Below are 15,184 nucleotides of genomic sequence, written 5' to 3' on the forward strand. Positions count from 1 at the left end.
GACATTTTTATCATATGCTGTTGCCGCATATGCGGTTTGAATGTGCTCATAATCAAAAAAGAAAGGGTGTATTTGATGAATCAAAATGAAGCTGATGCACAGAAAGATGGGGTCAAAACAGCCAATAATGCTCCGGAGGTAGACAAAATCCCTGCAGGTGAATTAAACCGCATAAAAAACGTGATAGCTGTCATGAGCGGGAAAGGCGGTGTAGGCAAGTCCACCGTAACCGGGCTTCTGGCTGTAAGCCTGCAGAGGGAAGGCTACAAAGTGGGCATCCTTGATGCCGATATCACCGGCCCCAGCATACCCAGGATGTTCGGCGTAAAAAAGCGCCCCGAGAATATAGGTTTCGGCCTGATGCCGCCCGAAAGCTCCTCGGGAATTCGGATAATGTCGCTGAATCTATTGCTGGATAATGAAGATGACCCTGTCATCTGGAGAGGTCCGCTTATTGCAAACGCAGTAAAACAGTTCTGGAGCGATGTGATTTGGGGAGACCTTGACTTTTTGCTCATTGACCTTCCTCCTGGCACCGGGGACGCACCGCTTACCGTCATGCAGTCTTTACCCGTGGACGCACTGGTAATCGTCTCATCGCCTCAGGATCTGGTTATGATGGTAGTGAAAAAGGCCATAAAAATGACCCGGATGATGGGCGTTCCCGTATTGGGCCTTGTGGAGAATTACAGTTACCTGGTTTGCCCCAAATGCGGCGAAAAGATAAAAGTATTCGGTGAAAGCCGCGGAAAGGAAGCTGCAGAGCAGGTGCAGATTCCATATCTAGGTTCCCTGCCGGTGGACCACAGGCTCACGGAATTGTGCGACAGCGGCAAAATAGAAATGTACAATAGCGATGAGATAAAGCGTATGGGAGAATGGGTAAAAGATCTGGAACGTCTTAAAAAGAAATAAAACTACTTGACTGTCGGAGATGGCCCGACACCTCCGGCAGCGGACTTAGTATTTACGATCACAGAAAGGAGGTGAAAAACATGCCGAGAGGCGATGGAACGGGCCCCATGGGGTTCGGCCCCATGACTGGCAGAGCCGCAGGTTTCTGCGCCGGTTTTCCGGTACCGGGCTATATGAACCCTGTCGGGAGATTCTGGCCGAGAGCGGCAGGTTATGGACTTGGCCTCGGGTTTGGTGCCGGCCGCGGATGGAGGCGGCGCTACTATGCCACGGGTCTGCCGTTCTGGGCAAGGGGATACTACCTATATGGTCCCGCAGCGGTATATCCTGCCGCCGGGGATGAACAAAAGTATGAGACAGAGGTCCTTTCCCGAGAGGCCGAAATCTTAAGAGAGCAGCTAAAAGAAATAGAAGAGAGACTGGAACAGCTCAAAAGGGCAAAAAAAGAAGGCCTTGATGAAGAAAAAGGCCGGGAATAAAATGAGCTTACCGGCAGGGGGCGGGTGGCGGCCTGCCCCTGCCGGACTTTGTAAAGTAGGATGATTATCGATAAAAAATTATATTATAGCTCAAATCTATTATATCACAATCAAAACAGAATATCTAACTTTCTTCTGGCGAAAAAAAGAGAGGGCATTTTTGGATAAAGAAAGGGATAACCCAAAATTAAACTAAGCGGGGGACTGAGAATGAAAGTTGCGATTACATCCACAGGCAGTGATCTGGATTCCATGGTGGATGAGAGATTCGGGCGCTGCAGGTATTTTATTTTTGTTGACCCGGATACTGAGGAATTTGAAGCCATGGAAAATGAATATACGGGCGGCACCCATGGCACGGGTGTTCAGGTAGCCCAGTTCATAGTTGATAAGGGGGTTTCCGCCCTTATAACGGGGAATGTGGGCCCCAACGCCATGAGGGTATTGACGGAATCCGGAATAAAAGTATTTACCACCAATTCTATGAGCGTCAGAGAAGCCGTGGAATATTATAGAGAAGGCAAATTGAGCATGGCTTCTGGCCCCACGACAACACCGCATATGTAAAACGACAAAAAGTGAACCATTTCCGGCAGAAGAGCGACTTTCTACACTAAGTTCCACACTCATATTAATCAATCTATAGATTTGGAGGAATTTTATCATGAAGATAGCCATAGCCACCGATGGGAATATGGTTTCGGCCCATTTCGGGCACTGTCCCCAGTATACCATATATGATGTGGACGAAAAGCAAAACAGGATAAACTCGAAATTGGTAATTGAAAATCCGGGTCACCAGCCCGGCTTCCTGCCCGGGTATCTGGCAGAATTAGGGGTTAACTGCATTATAGCCGGGGGCATGGGCCCAAGGGCTCGGGAACTGTTTGCCCAGAATAAAATTGCAACCATAACCGGTGTATCCGGCCGGGTGGACGATGTGATACGGGAATATCTCAAAGGGAATATGGCGGGCGGCGGCAATCTGTGCGATCACGGAGAAGGAGATCACAGCGGGCATTGCTCCCACTGACGCACAAGATTATTTTCCAAATGGCGGTGAAGTCATGATAATTGCCATTGCCAGCGGGAAAGGCGGCACAGGGAAGACCACGGTGGCCGTAAATCTTGCCTTTTCATTAAAAGATGATATGCCGGTGGCATTACTGGACTGCGATGTGGAAGAGCCCAATGCCCATATTTTCCTTATGCCTGAATTTACCGAAAAGGAGCCTGTTACCCTGCCGGTGCCTTCCATAGATTCCGATAAATGCACCCACTGCGGAATTTGCACCAAAATATGCGCCTATCATGCCCTGGCCGACCTGGGCAAACAGATACTGGTATTTGAAGAACTCTGCCACGGCTGCGGGGGATGCAGCCTGCTCTGTCCTCCCGGAGCCATAACGGAAATTCATAAGGAAATAGGGTTTGTGGAACGGGGAACTGCCAGAGGTATGGAATTTATCCAGGGGACCCTTTCCATTGGCTCGGTTCTGGCTCCACCGGTAATCAAGAAAGTGAAAAGCAGGATTAAAAGCGGCCCTGTGGTTATAACGACTGCGGCAGAAAATCTGCCCGCAAGCAGGCAAGATGGATGCCGCACAAAGTTTCATCAAATCTACCGTTTAAATAACTTCGAGGCTTGCCTCGAAGATAAAAATCTAAGAGTTGTTATAATCGACTCGCCTCCCGGCACGTCGTGCCCCATGATAAATGCTGTATCCGGAGCCGATTACTGCGTGCTGGTGACCGAACCCACGCCCTTCGGGCTAAACGACCTGAAGCTGGCCGCAGGAGTTGTCAGGGAACTCGGAATCCCTTTCGGCGTTGTAATTCCTCAGGACCGGCGGAGGTTTTGAGGGATATAGTCATGGCTCTAAATAATACGGATTTAATTAAATGTCATAAATAAGATTGACTTAAACAGGCTTTCAGAAAAGGTCCGCAATCCTGCCAGTTTAATTAAACCTCATAGAAAAGATTGACAAGAAAATAGACAATATCATATAATAAAAACGAAAGCAGGTATCATGAAGATACGAAAGCATGACCATGAAGGTCTATGGCGGATGAATCCGTCAGGGCTTCATGGTCTTTTGTTTTATCAAAGTTTTTTGTGTATGCCTTGAAATAATAAAATCATCAGGAGGTATCTCAAATGCCATCAAAAAATTATAATCTTGCCACTTCCGGTTTGCTGATAGCCATCGGTATCCTTTTACCTATAGCTTTTCACTCTTTTAAGATGGGAGGGCAAATCTTTTTGCCCATGCACCTGCCGGTACTTTTGGGCGGTTTTATGCTGCCCTGGCAATTCGCCGGAGCCGTAGGACTAATTACCCCCTTCCTGAGCTTCCTGTTTACCTCCATGCCGCCGGTGCCGGGGGTGTTTGGTATGATGGCAGAACTTTTTACATACGGGTTCGTTGCGTCTGTAGCTTATAATAAACTCAGGCTGGGAATCTATCCGTCTTTGATAACATCAATGCTTGCCGGGAGATTTGTATCTATTGTAGGCAACTGGATTATCGCTGCCGTTATCATGGGCAAAACCTTTAATTTTGTAAAATTTACTTACGGGCTTTTTGTGGTGGCGCTGCCCGGAATAGCCATTCAATTAATTCTTTTACCGATCCTCGTAAAGTTGATTGTAACCGGCAGCAGGAAAAATGAACCGCATAAAATTTAAAGGAATGTGATAAAAATGGTGTTGACTCAGAGAGATTTTTTTAACAATTTGGCTTCTGAGTGGGACAATAAAGTAACACATGATCCGTTCAAGTTGGCGGAAATAATAAATCTGATAAATTTATCAGAAGGTGCCTGTGTTTTAGATGTGGGGTGTGGCACCGGAGTGCTGGTTCCTTATATAATTGAAAAAATAGGGCGCTCCGGCCGCATTGTGGGCCTTGACATCGCGGAAAAAATGGTGGAAAGGGCCAGGGAAAAATTTCCGGAAAGAGACTTTCCGAATGTGGATTTTGTCGCTGGAGACATTATGAATTATAATTCCCGCGATTCCTTTGACTTTATAATATGTTATTCTTCCTTCCCGCATTTTTCCGACAAAGAACAAAGCATTAAAAAAATGACCTCCCTGTTAAATCCTAAAGGCAAGCTCATCATATGCCATTCCGAAAGCAGGGAAAAGATAAACGGCCTGCACCGGTCTCTAGATAAAGCCGTATCTTCGGACATTCTGCCCGCCGGCCTGCAGGTGGCGGCCTATATGCAGTCGGCCGGGTTAAAAGTGGAAACTGTAATAGATGATGAAGAAAAATATGTGATTATAGGTATTAAAGGATAAGAAGATGGCTAAATAGATAAGATTTTTGCCGGATTGCATGCGAAACCCTGCTTATTGCTTTTTTAACCAGAATTTAGTATAATAAATTAAAAATGATAGATAATTAAAGTGTCTTTAAAAAGCAAGTCATTACGTTTTAATCATTCGCTGGTGCTGCATCAACGGCGTGAAAGTTTAAATAGAATATTTGAGATGCAGGTGTTTTAATCCTCAGGATTAAACTTAAAAGGGAAGTCGGGTGAAAATCCCGCGCGGTCCCGCCACTGTGAAGGTGAGCCGCCTTATAATACGCCACTGGGAAACCGGGAAGGCATAAGGCGGCGATGAACCTGAGCCAGGAGACCTGCCTGCATCCGGATACACTCACCTACGAGAGATAGGGAGGTGTGTTGATGTGCATTTCAACTCGACATAAAACCCCTTAACTTTTCGTAGTTAAGGGGTTTTTCGTTATAGCTGATGAAGATTATTCAAAAGAGGGAGGTAACGATTTTGATTAAAAAAGTATTTGCAGCTGCTTTAATGCTGTGGTTTTTACCGCGGCAGGTTTTTGCCATGCACATAACGGAGGGGTTTTTACCATTAAAGTGGGCCATTGTCTGGGATTTACTGGCACTCCCGTTTATTATACTCGGTTTAATCTCCATAAGAAAGTTGGTAAATAAAAACCCTAAATTGAAAATGCTCCTGGGTTTTGCCGGGGCTTTCGCCTTTGTGCTATCTGCACTTAAGCTCCCATCGGTGACGGGCAGCTGTTCCCACCCGACCGGAGTGGGCCTGGGAGCCATCCTGTTCGGGCCGTGGGCCATGAGCGTGCTGGGAAGTATTATTCTTCTCTTCCAGGCATTACTTTTAGCCCATGGCGGTATAACAACTCTTGGAGCAAACATTTTTTCCATGGCGGTGGTGGGGCCTTTTGTATCATATATAGTCTACCGGAGCATAAAAAAGATGGGCCGGTCTGGACGGCTTTCGGTTTTCCTGGCAGCCGCTCTGGGAGATTTATTTACTTATGTGACCACATCTTTCCAGCTGGCTCTGGCATTTCCGGCCGATACCGGCGGATTTGCCGTATCCTTTATGAAGTTTATGGCAATATTTGCGGTTACCCAGGTGCCCCTGGCCATAAGTGAAGGGCTTTTGACCGTGATGGTGATAAACCTGCTGTCTGCGTATAACGAGGATATGCTTACCGGACTTTCGGTGATTTCAGGGGAGGGTCGTTATGAAGAGTAAAGACCTTTTACTAAAAAATTTATTTCTTGCTCTGCTTGTAATACTACTTGCAGTCTTTCCGCTGTTTATATTAAAAGGCGCTGAGTTCGGAGGTGCCGATGGCAAGGCGGAGGAAGTCATCCTTGCGGTAAAATCCGGTTACCAGCCGTGGTTTAAACCACTATGGGAGCCTCCCAGCGGCGAGATAGAAAGCCTTTTGTTTGCCCTTCAAGCTGCCATAGGGGCGGGGTTCATAGGTTACTATTTCGGTCAGTTAAAGGCGAGGAAAAATGCTGATAGATAATTTTGCATATAATAACAGACTTAAAAGTGTGCATCCGGGGGAGAAACTGGCTTTTGCTTTTATCTCCGGGGTGCTCTGCTTTGTTCCCAATATATATGTAAATATGGCGGTTATTTTCATTGTTGCGGCGGTGCTGGTATTTAAAGCAAAGATTCCGGTCAGGGTTTATTTAAAAATTCTTTTTCCCCCGATATTTTTTCTTTTAATCAGCATTCCGGCCGTAGTGATAAATGTATTGCCTGCCGGAAGTGATATGTTGATGGATTTTGCGGTGTTCAACATGAGAATCGGCGTGACATACGGGGGTTTGAAGACGGCGGGGTTGTTGTTTTTCAGGTCCATAGGCCTCGTTTCCTGCGTGTATTTTCTTGCGCTAACAACACCCGTGCCGGACCTTATGATGGTACTGAAAAGGTTGAAGCTACCGGTGATTTTTCTGGAGCTCATGCACCTGATGTATAAATATCTGTTCGTTCTTCTGGAAACTGCCGGCAGGATATATGTATCGCAGAATTCCCGGCTGGGATACGCATCTTTAAAATCAACTTTTTCTTCTCTAAGCATGCTTTCATCGGCACTCTTCATCAGAGCGTATGACGATGCCGAAAAATTCTATACGGCGCTTGCAGCAAGATGCTATGACGGGGAGCTTAATGTGCCGGAAAATGATTATCGCATCCGCCCAAAAAATATCCTTTTAATTGCGGCAGCCGAAATGGCACTCTTATTGATTGCATTTTTAACCGGAGGTCTTTTTAAATGAGCAAATACATCCTGGAGATGAAAGATGTGGATTTTGAGTATCCCGGCGGCATCATGGCATTAAAAGGCGTTTCGATGGCAATAGAAAAGGGAAAGAGGATAGCGGTTCTGGGCCCCAATGGAGCCGGAAAATCCACGCTGTTCCTCCACTTCAACGGGATTTTAAGGCCTAAGAGGGGCAGGGTGTTTTACAAGGGTGAGGAGATAAGATATACCCGTTCTTTTCTTGCGAAATTGAGAAAAAATGTAGGCATCGTATTTCAAGATCCGGATACCCAGCTTTTGGCCGGGAGCGTGTTTCAGGAGGTTTCCTTCGGGCCCGTGAACTTGAATCTCCCATTTTCCGAGGTTAAAAGGAAGGTGGAAGAGGCATTAAAAGCCACGGAAATTGAGGAGTTAAAAGACAGGCCGGTACACTTTTTAAGCTATGGCCAGAAGAAAAGGGCGACCATTGCCGATGTGCTGTCCATGGAGCCCGAAGTAATCATATTTGATGAGCCTACAGCCTATCTGGACCCGAAGCATTCGGAGAAACTTATAGAAATAATTGAAAAGTTATATCAAGAAGGGAAACAGATCATCCTGTCAACCCATGATGTGAACCTGGCTTATTCCTGGGCGGACCGCATATTTGTCATGAAAGACGGTATGGTTATAGACTCGGGAACTCCCCTGGAGGTTTTTCAAAATGATGCACTGCTCAAAGCGGCGGATTTAAAAAAACCGTTGCTGCTGGAAATTTCATTGGTTTTAAGGGAAAAGGGTCTCTTGAGCTGCAGATTGCCGAGAAGCGTCGGCGAATTGAAGGAAGGTTTGCAGACCCGGTGAGCGTAAATTTTGTTGCCCGCCGTAGGGTAGCGGGTCGAAAAAAGAAATTTTTGCGAAAGGAAGATTTTTTGTGGGCAGGGGCATAATGATTGCCGGAACTCACAGCGGCTCGGGTAAAACCACCGTGAGTCTGGGTTTAATGGGTGTTTTATCGAAAAAGTACAGGGTAATCCCCTTTAAGGTGGGGCCCGATTACATAGATGCGGCCTATCACAGATTTGCTTGCGGCCATTTCTCGTACAATCTGGACCTTTACATGCTCGGTGAGAAAAGACTTAAAGCCCTGTACAGGGAAAAATCACGCAAAGGGGACATTGCGGTGGTGGAAGGTGTCATGGGATTTTTTGATGGCCGAGATTCCACCGGTTTCGGGAGCAGTGCCCATGTGGCCAGGTTGCTGGGGCTTCCGGTTTTCATGGTGGTGGATGCTGCCGGCATGGCAAAAAGCGCCTCCGCCATGGTTTTGGGTTACAGGGATTTCGACCGCGATGTGAATTTCGCCGGGGTTATACTGAATAAGGTGGGAGGTCAGAAACACTATGAACTACTGAAAGAATGCATCGAAAAAGATACGGGAGTTCCCGTCGTCGGGTTCATTCCGAAAGATTTAAACCTGTCCCTGCCCGAACGCCACCTGGGGCTTGTGCCCGCTTGTGAGATGAAAGGGCTGGAAGAAAAATTTCAAAGGCTGTGCGAACACGTGGAAAAGCACATAGACCTGGATATGATTTTAAAAGCGGCGGAAAAAGCGGGGCTGGTGAATTTCGATGACCAAAATTACAATCCCGTTGTAAATAAAGGTAAGGTGAAAATCGCCATAGCCATGGATGAGGCTTTCAATTTCTATTACCGCGCCGGTCTTGAGCTCTTCGAAGAAATGGGAGCGGAACTGGTTCCCTTCAGCCCCTTAAAGGACTCCGGCCTTCCCGAAGGCGTTTCGGGGCTTTACCTGGGCGGGGGTTTTCCCGAGATGTTTGCCGAAGCTCTGAGCAGGAATCGTTCTATGAAGGAATCCGTAAAAGATGCCGTTGAAGCTGGCCTTCCCACCTATGCCGAGTGCGGGGGATTCATGTATCTGGCAAAAGGCATCCGGGATTTGGAGAACAGAAGTTACCCCATGGCGGGTGTTTACGATGTGGAGGCTGTTATGACCAGGGGGCTGAAACACTTCGGGTATGTTGAGGCCGAGCTGATATCGGATAATGTGCTGGCAAGACGGGGAGAGGTTCTGAGAGGGCATGAATTTCATCATTCGGAAATGATGGGTTGTTTAAAAAACCCCAGCTACAGTGTCAAAAAGCCGGGGAAGAAGGAAGAGTGGAGGTGCGGTCCGGTCTACAAAAATTGCCTTGCCACCTATGTCCACATTGATTTTTTCGCATATCCGCAGCTTGTGGAAAATTTTGTTAAAGCCTGTATTGAATATTCAAACAAGAGGTGTGGCGGATGAAAAGAGCTTTATTGGTGCTGGCTCATGGCAGCAAAGCAGAAGGAACTCAAGACGTGATATTTAAAGTGAGGGAAAGGATTAAGTTTAAAAATATATACGACGATGTAAGGGTGGCTTTTCTACAATTTAACAGGCCCGGTATAAAAGAAGCGATAGAAGGATTATATAAAGATGGAATTAAGGATATCGTGACCGTGCCGATGTTTTTGTTTGAGGGGAATCATATAATTCACGATATACCACAAGAGCTTAAAAAGGCGAAAGAGGCTCACCCGGATTTCAGGATTTCGCTGGCAAAGCCCATAGGTTATGATGAAAGAATCGTCGACATCATCACGGAAAGGGCGGAGGGCGAGCAGTGGGAGATTTAGAGTATATCAAAGACCCCCGAGTGATAGAAAAAAAGAGTTTTGAAATAATCGAAAGTTGCATTGACAGGGCGAATTTTGATGATAAGGAATTGGCCGTTGTCAAAAGGGTAATTCACGCCACCGCAGATTTTGAGTACGCACGAATTCTTAAGTTTTCTAAAGAGGCGGTAGATGAGGGGCTTAACGCCCTTAGAAAAGGGTGCAGGATAATCACCGATACCCGGATGACTGAAGCGGGGATAAACAAAAGGGCACTGAAAGCTGCAGGCTGTGAGGTGGGATGTTATATAGACCACCCGGATGCGGCCAGGATTTCCCGGGAACTTGGAATTACAAGGGCCATGGCTTCCATAATAATGGCCGCAGGGAATAAAGATAACAGGATATTTGCGATTGGCAATGCACCGACGGCGCTTTTTAAGCTGGTGGAACTCGTAAAAAAGGGGACTTTAAGCCCGGCTTTGGTTATAGGTGTTCCGGTGGGCTTTGTAGGCGCCGGCGAGTCTAAAGATGCCCTATCGAACCTGGATGTTCCGCACATAATAACATGCGGCAGGAAGGGCGGCAGCACCGTGGCGGCGGCTGTTGTAAATGCGCTTTTATATATGCTGGGAGAATAAAAGGTCGGGTGAAAGCCATGGAAATGTATATAGTCAAAGAAGGAAAAAAGCTGCGCTGTGGATATACCACCGGGTCATGTGCCGCAGCCGCTTCAAAGGCAGCCGTATTTGGACTTTTTTACGGAACCTTCCCCCGGATTGTGGACATTGATACGCCAAAAGGGTTACCGCTGCGACTTAAAATAGAGCGCTGGGAAAAGGGTGACGGGTGGGTGAAATGCGGCATAAAAAAGGACGGCGGAGACGACCCCGATGTAACCAGCGGCCTCATTGTTTATTCGAAGGCTGAAAAAATGACGGGCAGTGATATAGCAGTAACCGCAGGCGAAGGCATCGGAACAGTCACCAGACCCGGGCTCAGGGTTAAGCCCGGCGAACCTGCTATAAACCCTGTGCCTATGGCCATGATAAAAAATGAAGTAAAAAAGGTGCTGCCCGAAGGTTGCGGGGTTAAGATCACCCTCAGCATACCCGGAGGCGAAGACATCGCCAGAAAAACCTTTAACCCAAAGTTGGGTATCACGGGAGGGCTTTCCATTATTGGCACTACCGGTATAGTGGAGCCCATGTCTGCTGAAGCCCTGAAGGAAACTCTGGCCCTCGAACTCTCGATGCTTTCGTCTCAAGGCCGGAGTGAAGTGGTGCTCACCCCCGGCAATTACGGCAAAAATTTCGCCGTAAAAAGCGGTGTGGATGAAAGGTTAATCGTACGTTACGGCAATTTCCTGGGCTTCGTGCTGGAAAAGGCGTTGGAATACGGATTTAAAGATGTGTACCTCATAGGAGATATAGGCAAGCTTGTAAAGGTTGCGGCAGGGATATTTAACACCGCCGGTCGGGTGGCCGACGCTCGGGCGGAAATAATGGCGGCCTATGCGGCGTATTTCGGTTCGGGAAAAGAGGTGGCGGCCGAAATATTAAATTCCGGTACTACTGAAGAAGCGCTGGACATCGTGGAGAAGGCGGGCATCGACACAGGAGAGTTTGCCCGGTTTATAGCCGGGAGGATCGTTGATAAATGCAGGTGGTACACCGGTGATAGATTGAATGTAAAGGTCAGACTTTTTTCGCTAAAAAGAGGCCTTTTAGCCGGTGCAGGGGATTAAATTCACCGCTTAGACGGGGGGGATGACAGTTGGTGACCGTTGTGGGGATGGGTCCCGGGGCTCCCGAATACATAACCCCGGCGGCTCTTCAGAGGATAGGAAAAGCCGATGTACTGGTGGGAGGAAAAAGGCATCTTGAGCTTTTTACGGGTTTAGACTGTGAGAAAAAAGTTCTGGGAGCCGGAACGGACTTTAAAGAAATTTTGAATAGAAAAGGAAATGTAGTGGTGCTGGCTTCCGGGGAGCCGGGCCTTTACGGCATACTGGACCTGGTCTTAAGGTGCGTGGAAAGGGAGAAGGTGGAAGTTATCCCTGGGATAAGTTCGGTCCAGTATTTTCTGGCAAAGCTCAAGATACCTATGAAGGATCTGGCGGTGGTAAGTCTGCACGGGAGAAAGCAGGATCTTTTGTCAAAGATGAAGGAACATGCCACCGTCGTCGTTCTCACCGATGAAAGGCACACTCCGGGGTATATAGCCGGTATCTTGAAACAGAACGGCATTTTAAACAGGACAATATATGTGGGGCAGAACCTTTCTTATGAAGATGAAACTATAGAAGAGTATACCGTTGAAGAGCTGGCGAAAAGCCAGAAGGAATTTGCCATGAATGTGGTGGTGGTAACATGTGGGAATCTGCCTTCGGCATCCCCGATAATCTTTTCATGAGGGGGGATGTCCCTATGACAAAGGAGGAAATAAGAGCCATCTCCCTTTCAAAGATGAGGCTGAAAAGGGACAGCACAGTGTGGGATATCGGTGCGGGGACCGGAGCGGTTTCGATAGAGGCTGCTCTTTACTGCAACAAAGGCCGGGTCTATGCGGTGGAGAAAAAACAAGAGGCCAGGGAATTGATAAGGCAAAATGCCGGTGCCTTCGGGGTGGGCAATTTAATCATCGTACCCGGCGAGGCTGCCGAGGTGATTCTTGAGCTGCCTGAGCCCGACAGGGTCTTCATCGGAGGCACCGGAGACATGATGGAGGACATTTTTGAAATTGTTACGGAAAGAATTTCGAAGGGCGGTATCATTGTCGTAAACAGCATCACCCTGGAAACCGCATATTTCGCCCAAAAGTTTTTGGCCTGCCGCGGATTTGAGGTAGAAACAATATTGGTCAGTATAGCCGCATCAAAAAAGGCGGGCGGCAAGACCATGATGTTAGCCCGCAATCCAGTTTATATCATAACTGCGGTCAAAGTTTAATACAAAAATTAGCATGGTGTTCAGTTTGAATTGGGGGAGGTACGGTTTGATATCTAAAACTGGAAAATTCTATGGAATAGGAGTCGGCCCGGGGGACCCGGAGCTCATTACACTTAAGGCGATAAGGATTCTGGAACAGGTGGATGCCGTAATCGCTCCTCGCGGAAAGGGCGAAAGTATCGCCCTCAAAATCGCAAAACCCTATATCAGAGGAGAAGTGTTTAAACTGGAGTTTCCAATGATCTATGAAAAGGAAGCCCTTGAACCGGTATGGGACGAAAATGTTAAAAAGATAAAAGAACTGCTTTACGGGGGCAAAGATGTGGCTTTTATAACCCTGGGCGACCCCATGATTTACAGCAGCTATATATATATTTTAAAAAGGCTCAAGGATTTTGAAGTTGCGACGATTCCGGGCATAACCTCCTTTTCGGCGGCGGCAGCCAGGCTCAATTTGCCCATAGCCGAAGGGAAAGAGCCCTTTGCGGTGGTGCCGGCAGGAGATCTCCAGATTGTGGAACGCGCCCTTTCCGATTTTGACAATGTGGTCTTGATGAAGGTATCCCGGAATTACGTTCAAATAGCCGATTTGCTGCAGGAAAAAGGATTTACGGCGGGGCTTATCATAAGGTGCGGACACCAGGAGGAAGAGGTAACCTTTGATCTTGAAAAATACAGGGGCGGAAAAATCGATTATCTTTCTCTGATCATCGGGAAGAAGGTGGGCTCGTGATTTATTTTATCGGTGCCGGTCCCGGAGATCCGGAACTCATTACTGTAAAAGGCATGAAACTCATCAAAAGCTGTAAGGTGATAATTTACGCCGGATCCTTAGTAAATCCCGAAGTAATTAAGTATGCAAAGAAGGATGCGGTGATATACGACAGCTCCGGGATGGACCTGGAGGCCATAATAAATGTCATAAAAAAGGCCCATGAAGAAGGGCTGGATGTGGCAAGGATTCATACCGGAGATCCTTCTATCTACGGGGCCATAAGGGAGCAGATGGAAAGACTTAAGAATCTCGGCATACCCTACGAAGTGGTCCCGGGAGTAAGCTCCTTTACCGCCGCCGCAGCGGTGTTGAAAAGGGAGCTGACGGTGCCGGAGATAAGCCAGACCGTCATAATAACCAGGGCGGCGGGCAAAACGCCCGTTCCAGAAAGGGAAAATATAAAGTCACTTGCACAACACAGGGCCACTATGGCCGTGTTTTTGAGCGTGGATAAAATAGAAAAAATCGCGGCAGATCTAAAAGAATCGTATGGTGAGGATACCCCGGCGGCGGTGGTGTATAAGGCCACCTGGGAAGACCAGGAGGTTATAACAGCCCCTTTGGCCGATATAGCTAAAAAGGTTAGAGAACGTAAAATAAGCAAGACTGCCGTCATCCTTGTGGGGGATTTTTTGGGCGACCGGTTTGAATTTTCGAAGCTGTATGATTCAACCTTCACCCACGGTTTCAGGGCGGGCGGTGTGTGAAAGATTGGATAGAGGTTGTAAAGTTTTAAGGAGGAACTGAATGTGAAAATAGCGGCAATAGCCGTAACTAAAAACGGTTGCATCATAGGTGGGAAAATACGGGAAGCTTTAGGCTGCGATCTTTATATCCCGGCAAGATTTTTAAACCCGGTGGATCAAAACCGGCGCTCAAAAAGCGGGCGAACATTTCAAATAGAAGGCAACTTTATCGATTTCGTCCACAACATTTTTAACAAGTATGAAGGAATCGTATTCGTGACTGCGGCGGGAATTGCGGTTAGGGCCATCGCCGGGGTATTAAGGGGAAAACTGGTGGATCCCGCCGTCGTGGTGGTGGACGAAAAGGGCGGCTTTTCCGTAAGCCTCCTTTCCGGCCACCTGGGAGGGGCCAACGACCTGGCCCGCACGGTCGCTAAGATCCTGGGGGCCACTCCGGTGATAACCACAGCCAGCGATGTTTCGGGTTTTGAGGGCATTGATGTAATGGCCGAGAGACTGGGGCTTTACGTCGAAAATTTTGCCGAACTAAAAAAGATAAGCTCCTGTCTCGTTAATGGGGAAAAGGTGGCATTTGTGGTGGAAAGGGGATTTCCCGTAGATAAAATAAAAGAAAAATTCAAGGGGGCAAAGGCCGTATTCTGTAATGAAGTGCCGGCGGATGCCGCCGCCTGTGTTTATATAACCGACTTTAATATAAAACCGCCGGGAATCCCTCACGTAATTTTAAGGCCCCGGCGCACGGTGCTCGGCGTCGGAGCAAAGAGGGGGGCAGCCTGTGAAGAAACGCTGATGTTAGCTAAAAGCGCCCTGGGTAAGCTTAATTTAAGCCAAAATAGCGTCGGATATATTTCTACCATCGATATAAAACGGGGGGAGGAATGCATAGAAAAACTTGCGCAATACTTCAACGCGCCTTTGCAATTTTACAGCATAAAAAATCTTGCGGAAGTGGAAAATCAATTCCCAATGTCTTCTTTCGTAAAGGAGACCGTCGGCGTGGGCTCGGTTGCAAGGCCTTCGGGGTACCTGGCAAGTGGATGTGGCGAGGAGTTAGGCTACTTCAGGGGGGCCGGGGTAACCCTTGCTGTATATAAAAAAGCCTTTATTGAAGATGAGCGGCAATAAACACGGGGCGTCC

20 protein-coding genes and 1 riboswitch are annotated in these 15,184 nt (G+C 47.6%); all 20 genes read left to right on the forward strand.

Going from position 1 to position 15,184, the window contains the following annotated elements:
• The first annotated feature begins 75 nt into the window (after positions 1 to 75).
• The 20 genes from ACKX14_RS04370 to cbiG all read left to right on the forward strand — a co-directional run bounded on the left by ACKX14_RS04370 (position 76) and on the right by cbiG (position 15,171).
• Positions 76 to 915, forward strand: a complete 840-nt coding sequence (locus ACKX14_RS04370; RefSeq protein WP_422445036.1) for a P-loop NTPase — start codon at positions 76 to 78, stop codon at positions 913 to 915.
• Between the two features lie 80 nt (positions 916 to 995).
• A complete protein-coding gene (locus ACKX14_RS04375; protein ID WP_422445038.1) occupies positions 996 to 1,394 on the forward strand; it encodes a DUF5320 domain-containing protein in 399 nt (132 codons plus the stop codon).
• A 210-nt stretch (positions 1,395 to 1,604) separates the two neighbouring features.
• On the forward strand, positions 1,605 to 1,961 hold the full coding sequence (locus tag ACKX14_RS04380; protein WP_422445040.1) for a NifB/NifX family molybdenum-iron cluster-binding protein: 357 nt from the start codon (positions 1,605 to 1,607) through the stop codon (positions 1,959 to 1,961).
• 97 nt (positions 1,962 to 2,058) lie between these two features.
• Positions 2,059 to 2,427 (forward strand): NifB/NifX family molybdenum-iron cluster-binding protein, encoded by a 369-nt coding sequence (locus ACKX14_RS04385; protein ID WP_422445042.1) that lies wholly within the window; start codon positions 2,059 to 2,061, stop codon positions 2,425 to 2,427.
• A 34-nt stretch (positions 2,428 to 2,461) separates the two neighbouring features.
• Complete coding sequence (locus ACKX14_RS04390) at positions 2,462 to 3,256, forward strand: P-loop NTPase (RefSeq protein WP_422445044.1); 795 nt, start codon at positions 2,462 to 2,464, stop codon at positions 3,254 to 3,256.
• A 299-nt stretch (positions 3,257 to 3,555) separates the two neighbouring features.
• The gene (locus tag ACKX14_RS04395) at positions 3,556 to 4,086 is read left to right on the forward strand and encodes an ECF transporter S component (RefSeq protein ID WP_422445046.1); all 531 of its coding nucleotides are present in this window, start codon (positions 3,556 to 3,558) and stop codon (positions 4,084 to 4,086) included.
• Between the two features lie 15 nt (positions 4,087 to 4,101).
• On the forward strand, positions 4,102 to 4,704 hold the full coding sequence (locus ACKX14_RS04400; protein WP_422445048.1) for a class I SAM-dependent methyltransferase: 603 nt from the start codon (positions 4,102 to 4,104) through the stop codon (positions 4,702 to 4,704).
• A 179-nt stretch (positions 4,705 to 4,883) separates the two neighbouring features.
• Positions 4,884 to 5,069, forward strand: a riboswitch (cobalamin riboswitch).
• A gap of 157 nt (positions 5,070 to 5,226) precedes the next feature.
• Complete coding sequence (locus ACKX14_RS04405) at positions 5,227 to 5,940, forward strand: energy-coupling factor ABC transporter permease (RefSeq protein WP_422445153.1); 714 nt, start codon at positions 5,227 to 5,229, stop codon at positions 5,938 to 5,940.
• Entirely contained in the window at positions 5,930 to 6,223 is a 294-nt protein-coding gene (locus ACKX14_RS04410; protein ID WP_422445050.1) for an energy-coupling factor ABC transporter substrate-binding protein, read from the forward strand. Before ACKX14_RS04405 ends, ACKX14_RS04410 begins: the two co-directional genes overlap by 11 nt.
• Positions 6,210 to 6,986 carry a cobalt ECF transporter T component CbiQ gene (gene cbiQ, locus ACKX14_RS04415; RefSeq protein WP_422445052.1) on the forward strand — a complete coding sequence of 259 codons (777 nt, stop codon included), beginning with the start codon at positions 6,210 to 6,212 and terminating at the stop codon, positions 6,984 to 6,986. The genes ACKX14_RS04410 and cbiQ overlap by 14 nt, the downstream gene beginning before the upstream one ends.
• A complete protein-coding gene (locus ACKX14_RS04420) occupies positions 6,983 to 7,813 on the forward strand; it encodes an energy-coupling factor ABC transporter ATP-binding protein (protein WP_422445054.1) in 831 nt (276 codons plus the stop codon). The genes cbiQ and ACKX14_RS04420 overlap by 4 nt, the downstream gene beginning before the upstream one ends.
• A 70-nt stretch (positions 7,814 to 7,883) precedes the next feature.
• Entirely contained in the window at positions 7,884 to 9,263 is a 1,380-nt protein-coding gene (locus ACKX14_RS04425; protein ID WP_422445056.1) for a cobyrinic acid a,c-diamide synthase CobB, read from the forward strand.
• Positions 9,260 to 9,634 (forward strand): sirohydrochlorin chelatase, encoded by a 375-nt coding sequence (locus ACKX14_RS04430; RefSeq protein ID WP_422445058.1) that lies wholly within the window; start codon positions 9,260 to 9,262, stop codon positions 9,632 to 9,634. Before ACKX14_RS04425 ends, ACKX14_RS04430 begins: the two co-directional genes overlap by 4 nt.
• Positions 9,622 to 10,254: a precorrin-8X methylmutase gene (locus ACKX14_RS04435; RefSeq protein WP_422445060.1), complete on the forward strand. Its 633-nt coding sequence runs from the start codon at positions 9,622 to 9,624 to the stop codon at positions 10,252 to 10,254. The genes ACKX14_RS04430 and ACKX14_RS04435 overlap by 13 nt, the downstream gene beginning before the upstream one ends.
• 17 nt (positions 10,255 to 10,271) lie before the next feature.
• Entirely contained in the window at positions 10,272 to 11,360 is a 1,089-nt protein-coding gene (gene cbiD / locus ACKX14_RS04440) for a cobalt-precorrin-5B (C(1))-methyltransferase CbiD (protein WP_422445155.1), read from the forward strand.
• Positions 11,361 to 11,392: 32 nt separating this feature from the next.
• Entirely contained in the window at positions 11,393 to 12,028 is a 636-nt protein-coding gene (gene cbiE, locus ACKX14_RS04445) for a precorrin-6y C5,15-methyltransferase (decarboxylating) subunit CbiE (protein ID WP_422445157.1), read from the forward strand.
• A 14-nt stretch (positions 12,029 to 12,042) separates the two neighbouring features.
• Positions 12,043 to 12,564, forward strand: coding sequence for a precorrin-6Y C5,15-methyltransferase (decarboxylating) subunit CbiT (gene cbiT / locus ACKX14_RS04450; RefSeq protein ID WP_422445062.1), 522 nt, complete (start codon positions 12,043 to 12,045; stop codon positions 12,562 to 12,564).
• A 49-nt stretch (positions 12,565 to 12,613) separates the two neighbouring features.
• Positions 12,614 to 13,297 carry a precorrin-2 C(20)-methyltransferase gene (cobI, locus tag ACKX14_RS04455; RefSeq protein WP_422445159.1) on the forward strand — a complete coding sequence of 228 codons (684 nt, stop codon included), beginning with the start codon at positions 12,614 to 12,616 and terminating at the stop codon, positions 13,295 to 13,297.
• On the forward strand, positions 13,294 to 14,046 hold the full coding sequence (gene cobM / locus ACKX14_RS04460) for a precorrin-4 C(11)-methyltransferase (protein WP_422445064.1): 753 nt from the start codon (positions 13,294 to 13,296) through the stop codon (positions 14,044 to 14,046). Before cobI ends, cobM begins: the two co-directional genes overlap by 4 nt.
• A gap of 42 nt (positions 14,047 to 14,088) precedes the next feature.
• Positions 14,089 to 15,171 carry a cobalt-precorrin 5A hydrolase gene (gene cbiG, locus ACKX14_RS04465; protein WP_422445066.1) on the forward strand — a complete coding sequence of 361 codons (1,083 nt, stop codon included), beginning with the start codon at positions 14,089 to 14,091 and terminating at the stop codon, positions 15,169 to 15,171.
• Positions 15,172 to 15,184: the final 13 nt, after the last annotated feature.

The organism is Thermorhabdus hydrogeniformans (genome assembly GCF_049310025.1).
GTDB lineage: Bacteria > Bacillota > Thermosediminibacteria > Thermosediminibacterales > Tepidanaerobacteraceae > JBJYKD01.

Excerpts from the sequence above, each read along its gene's own strand:
- ACKX14_RS04420 (WP_422445054.1), top strand. The coding sequence starts at position 6,983 with ATGAGCAAATACATCCTGGAGATGAAAGATGTGGATTTTGAGTATCCC.
- ACKX14_RS04375 (WP_422445038.1), top strand. The coding sequence starts at position 996 with ATGCCGAGAGGCGATGGAACGGGCCCCATGGGGTTCGGCCCCATGACT.
- ACKX14_RS04410 (WP_422445050.1), top strand. The coding sequence starts at position 5,930 with ATGAAGAGTAAAGACCTTTTACTAAAAAATTTATTTCTTGCTCTGCTT.
- ACKX14_RS04405 (WP_422445153.1), top strand. The coding sequence starts at position 5,227 with ATGCTGTGGTTTTTACCGCGGCAGGTTTTTGCCATGCACATAACGGAG.
- cbiT (WP_422445062.1), top strand. The coding sequence starts at position 12,043 with ATGACAAAGGAGGAAATAAGAGCCATCTCCCTTTCAAAGATGAGGCTG.
- ACKX14_RS04400 (WP_422445048.1), top strand. The coding sequence starts at position 4,102 with ATGGTGTTGACTCAGAGAGATTTTTTTAACAATTTGGCTTCTGAGTGG.
- ACKX14_RS04385 (WP_422445042.1), top strand. The coding sequence starts at position 2,059 with ATGAAGATAGCCATAGCCACCGATGGGAATATGGTTTCGGCCCATTTC.
- cbiD (WP_422445155.1), top strand. The coding sequence starts at position 10,272 with ATGGAAATGTATATAGTCAAAGAAGGAAAAAAGCTGCGCTGTGGATAT.
- ACKX14_RS04430 (WP_422445058.1), top strand. The coding sequence starts at position 9,260 with ATGAAAAGAGCTTTATTGGTGCTGGCTCATGGCAGCAAAGCAGAAGGA.
- ACKX14_RS04390 (WP_422445044.1), top strand. The coding sequence starts at position 2,462 with ATGATAATTGCCATTGCCAGCGGGAAAGGCGGCACAGGGAAGACCACG.
- cbiQ (WP_422445052.1), top strand. The coding sequence starts at position 6,210 with ATGCTGATAGATAATTTTGCATATAATAACAGACTTAAAAGTGTGCAT.
- ACKX14_RS04380 (WP_422445040.1), top strand. The coding sequence starts at position 1,605 with ATGAAAGTTGCGATTACATCCACAGGCAGTGATCTGGATTCCATGGTG.
- ACKX14_RS04395 (WP_422445046.1), top strand. The coding sequence starts at position 3,556 with ATGCCATCAAAAAATTATAATCTTGCCACTTCCGGTTTGCTGATAGCC.
- ACKX14_RS04370 (WP_422445036.1), top strand. The coding sequence starts at position 76 with ATGAATCAAAATGAAGCTGATGCACAGAAAGATGGGGTCAAAACAGCC.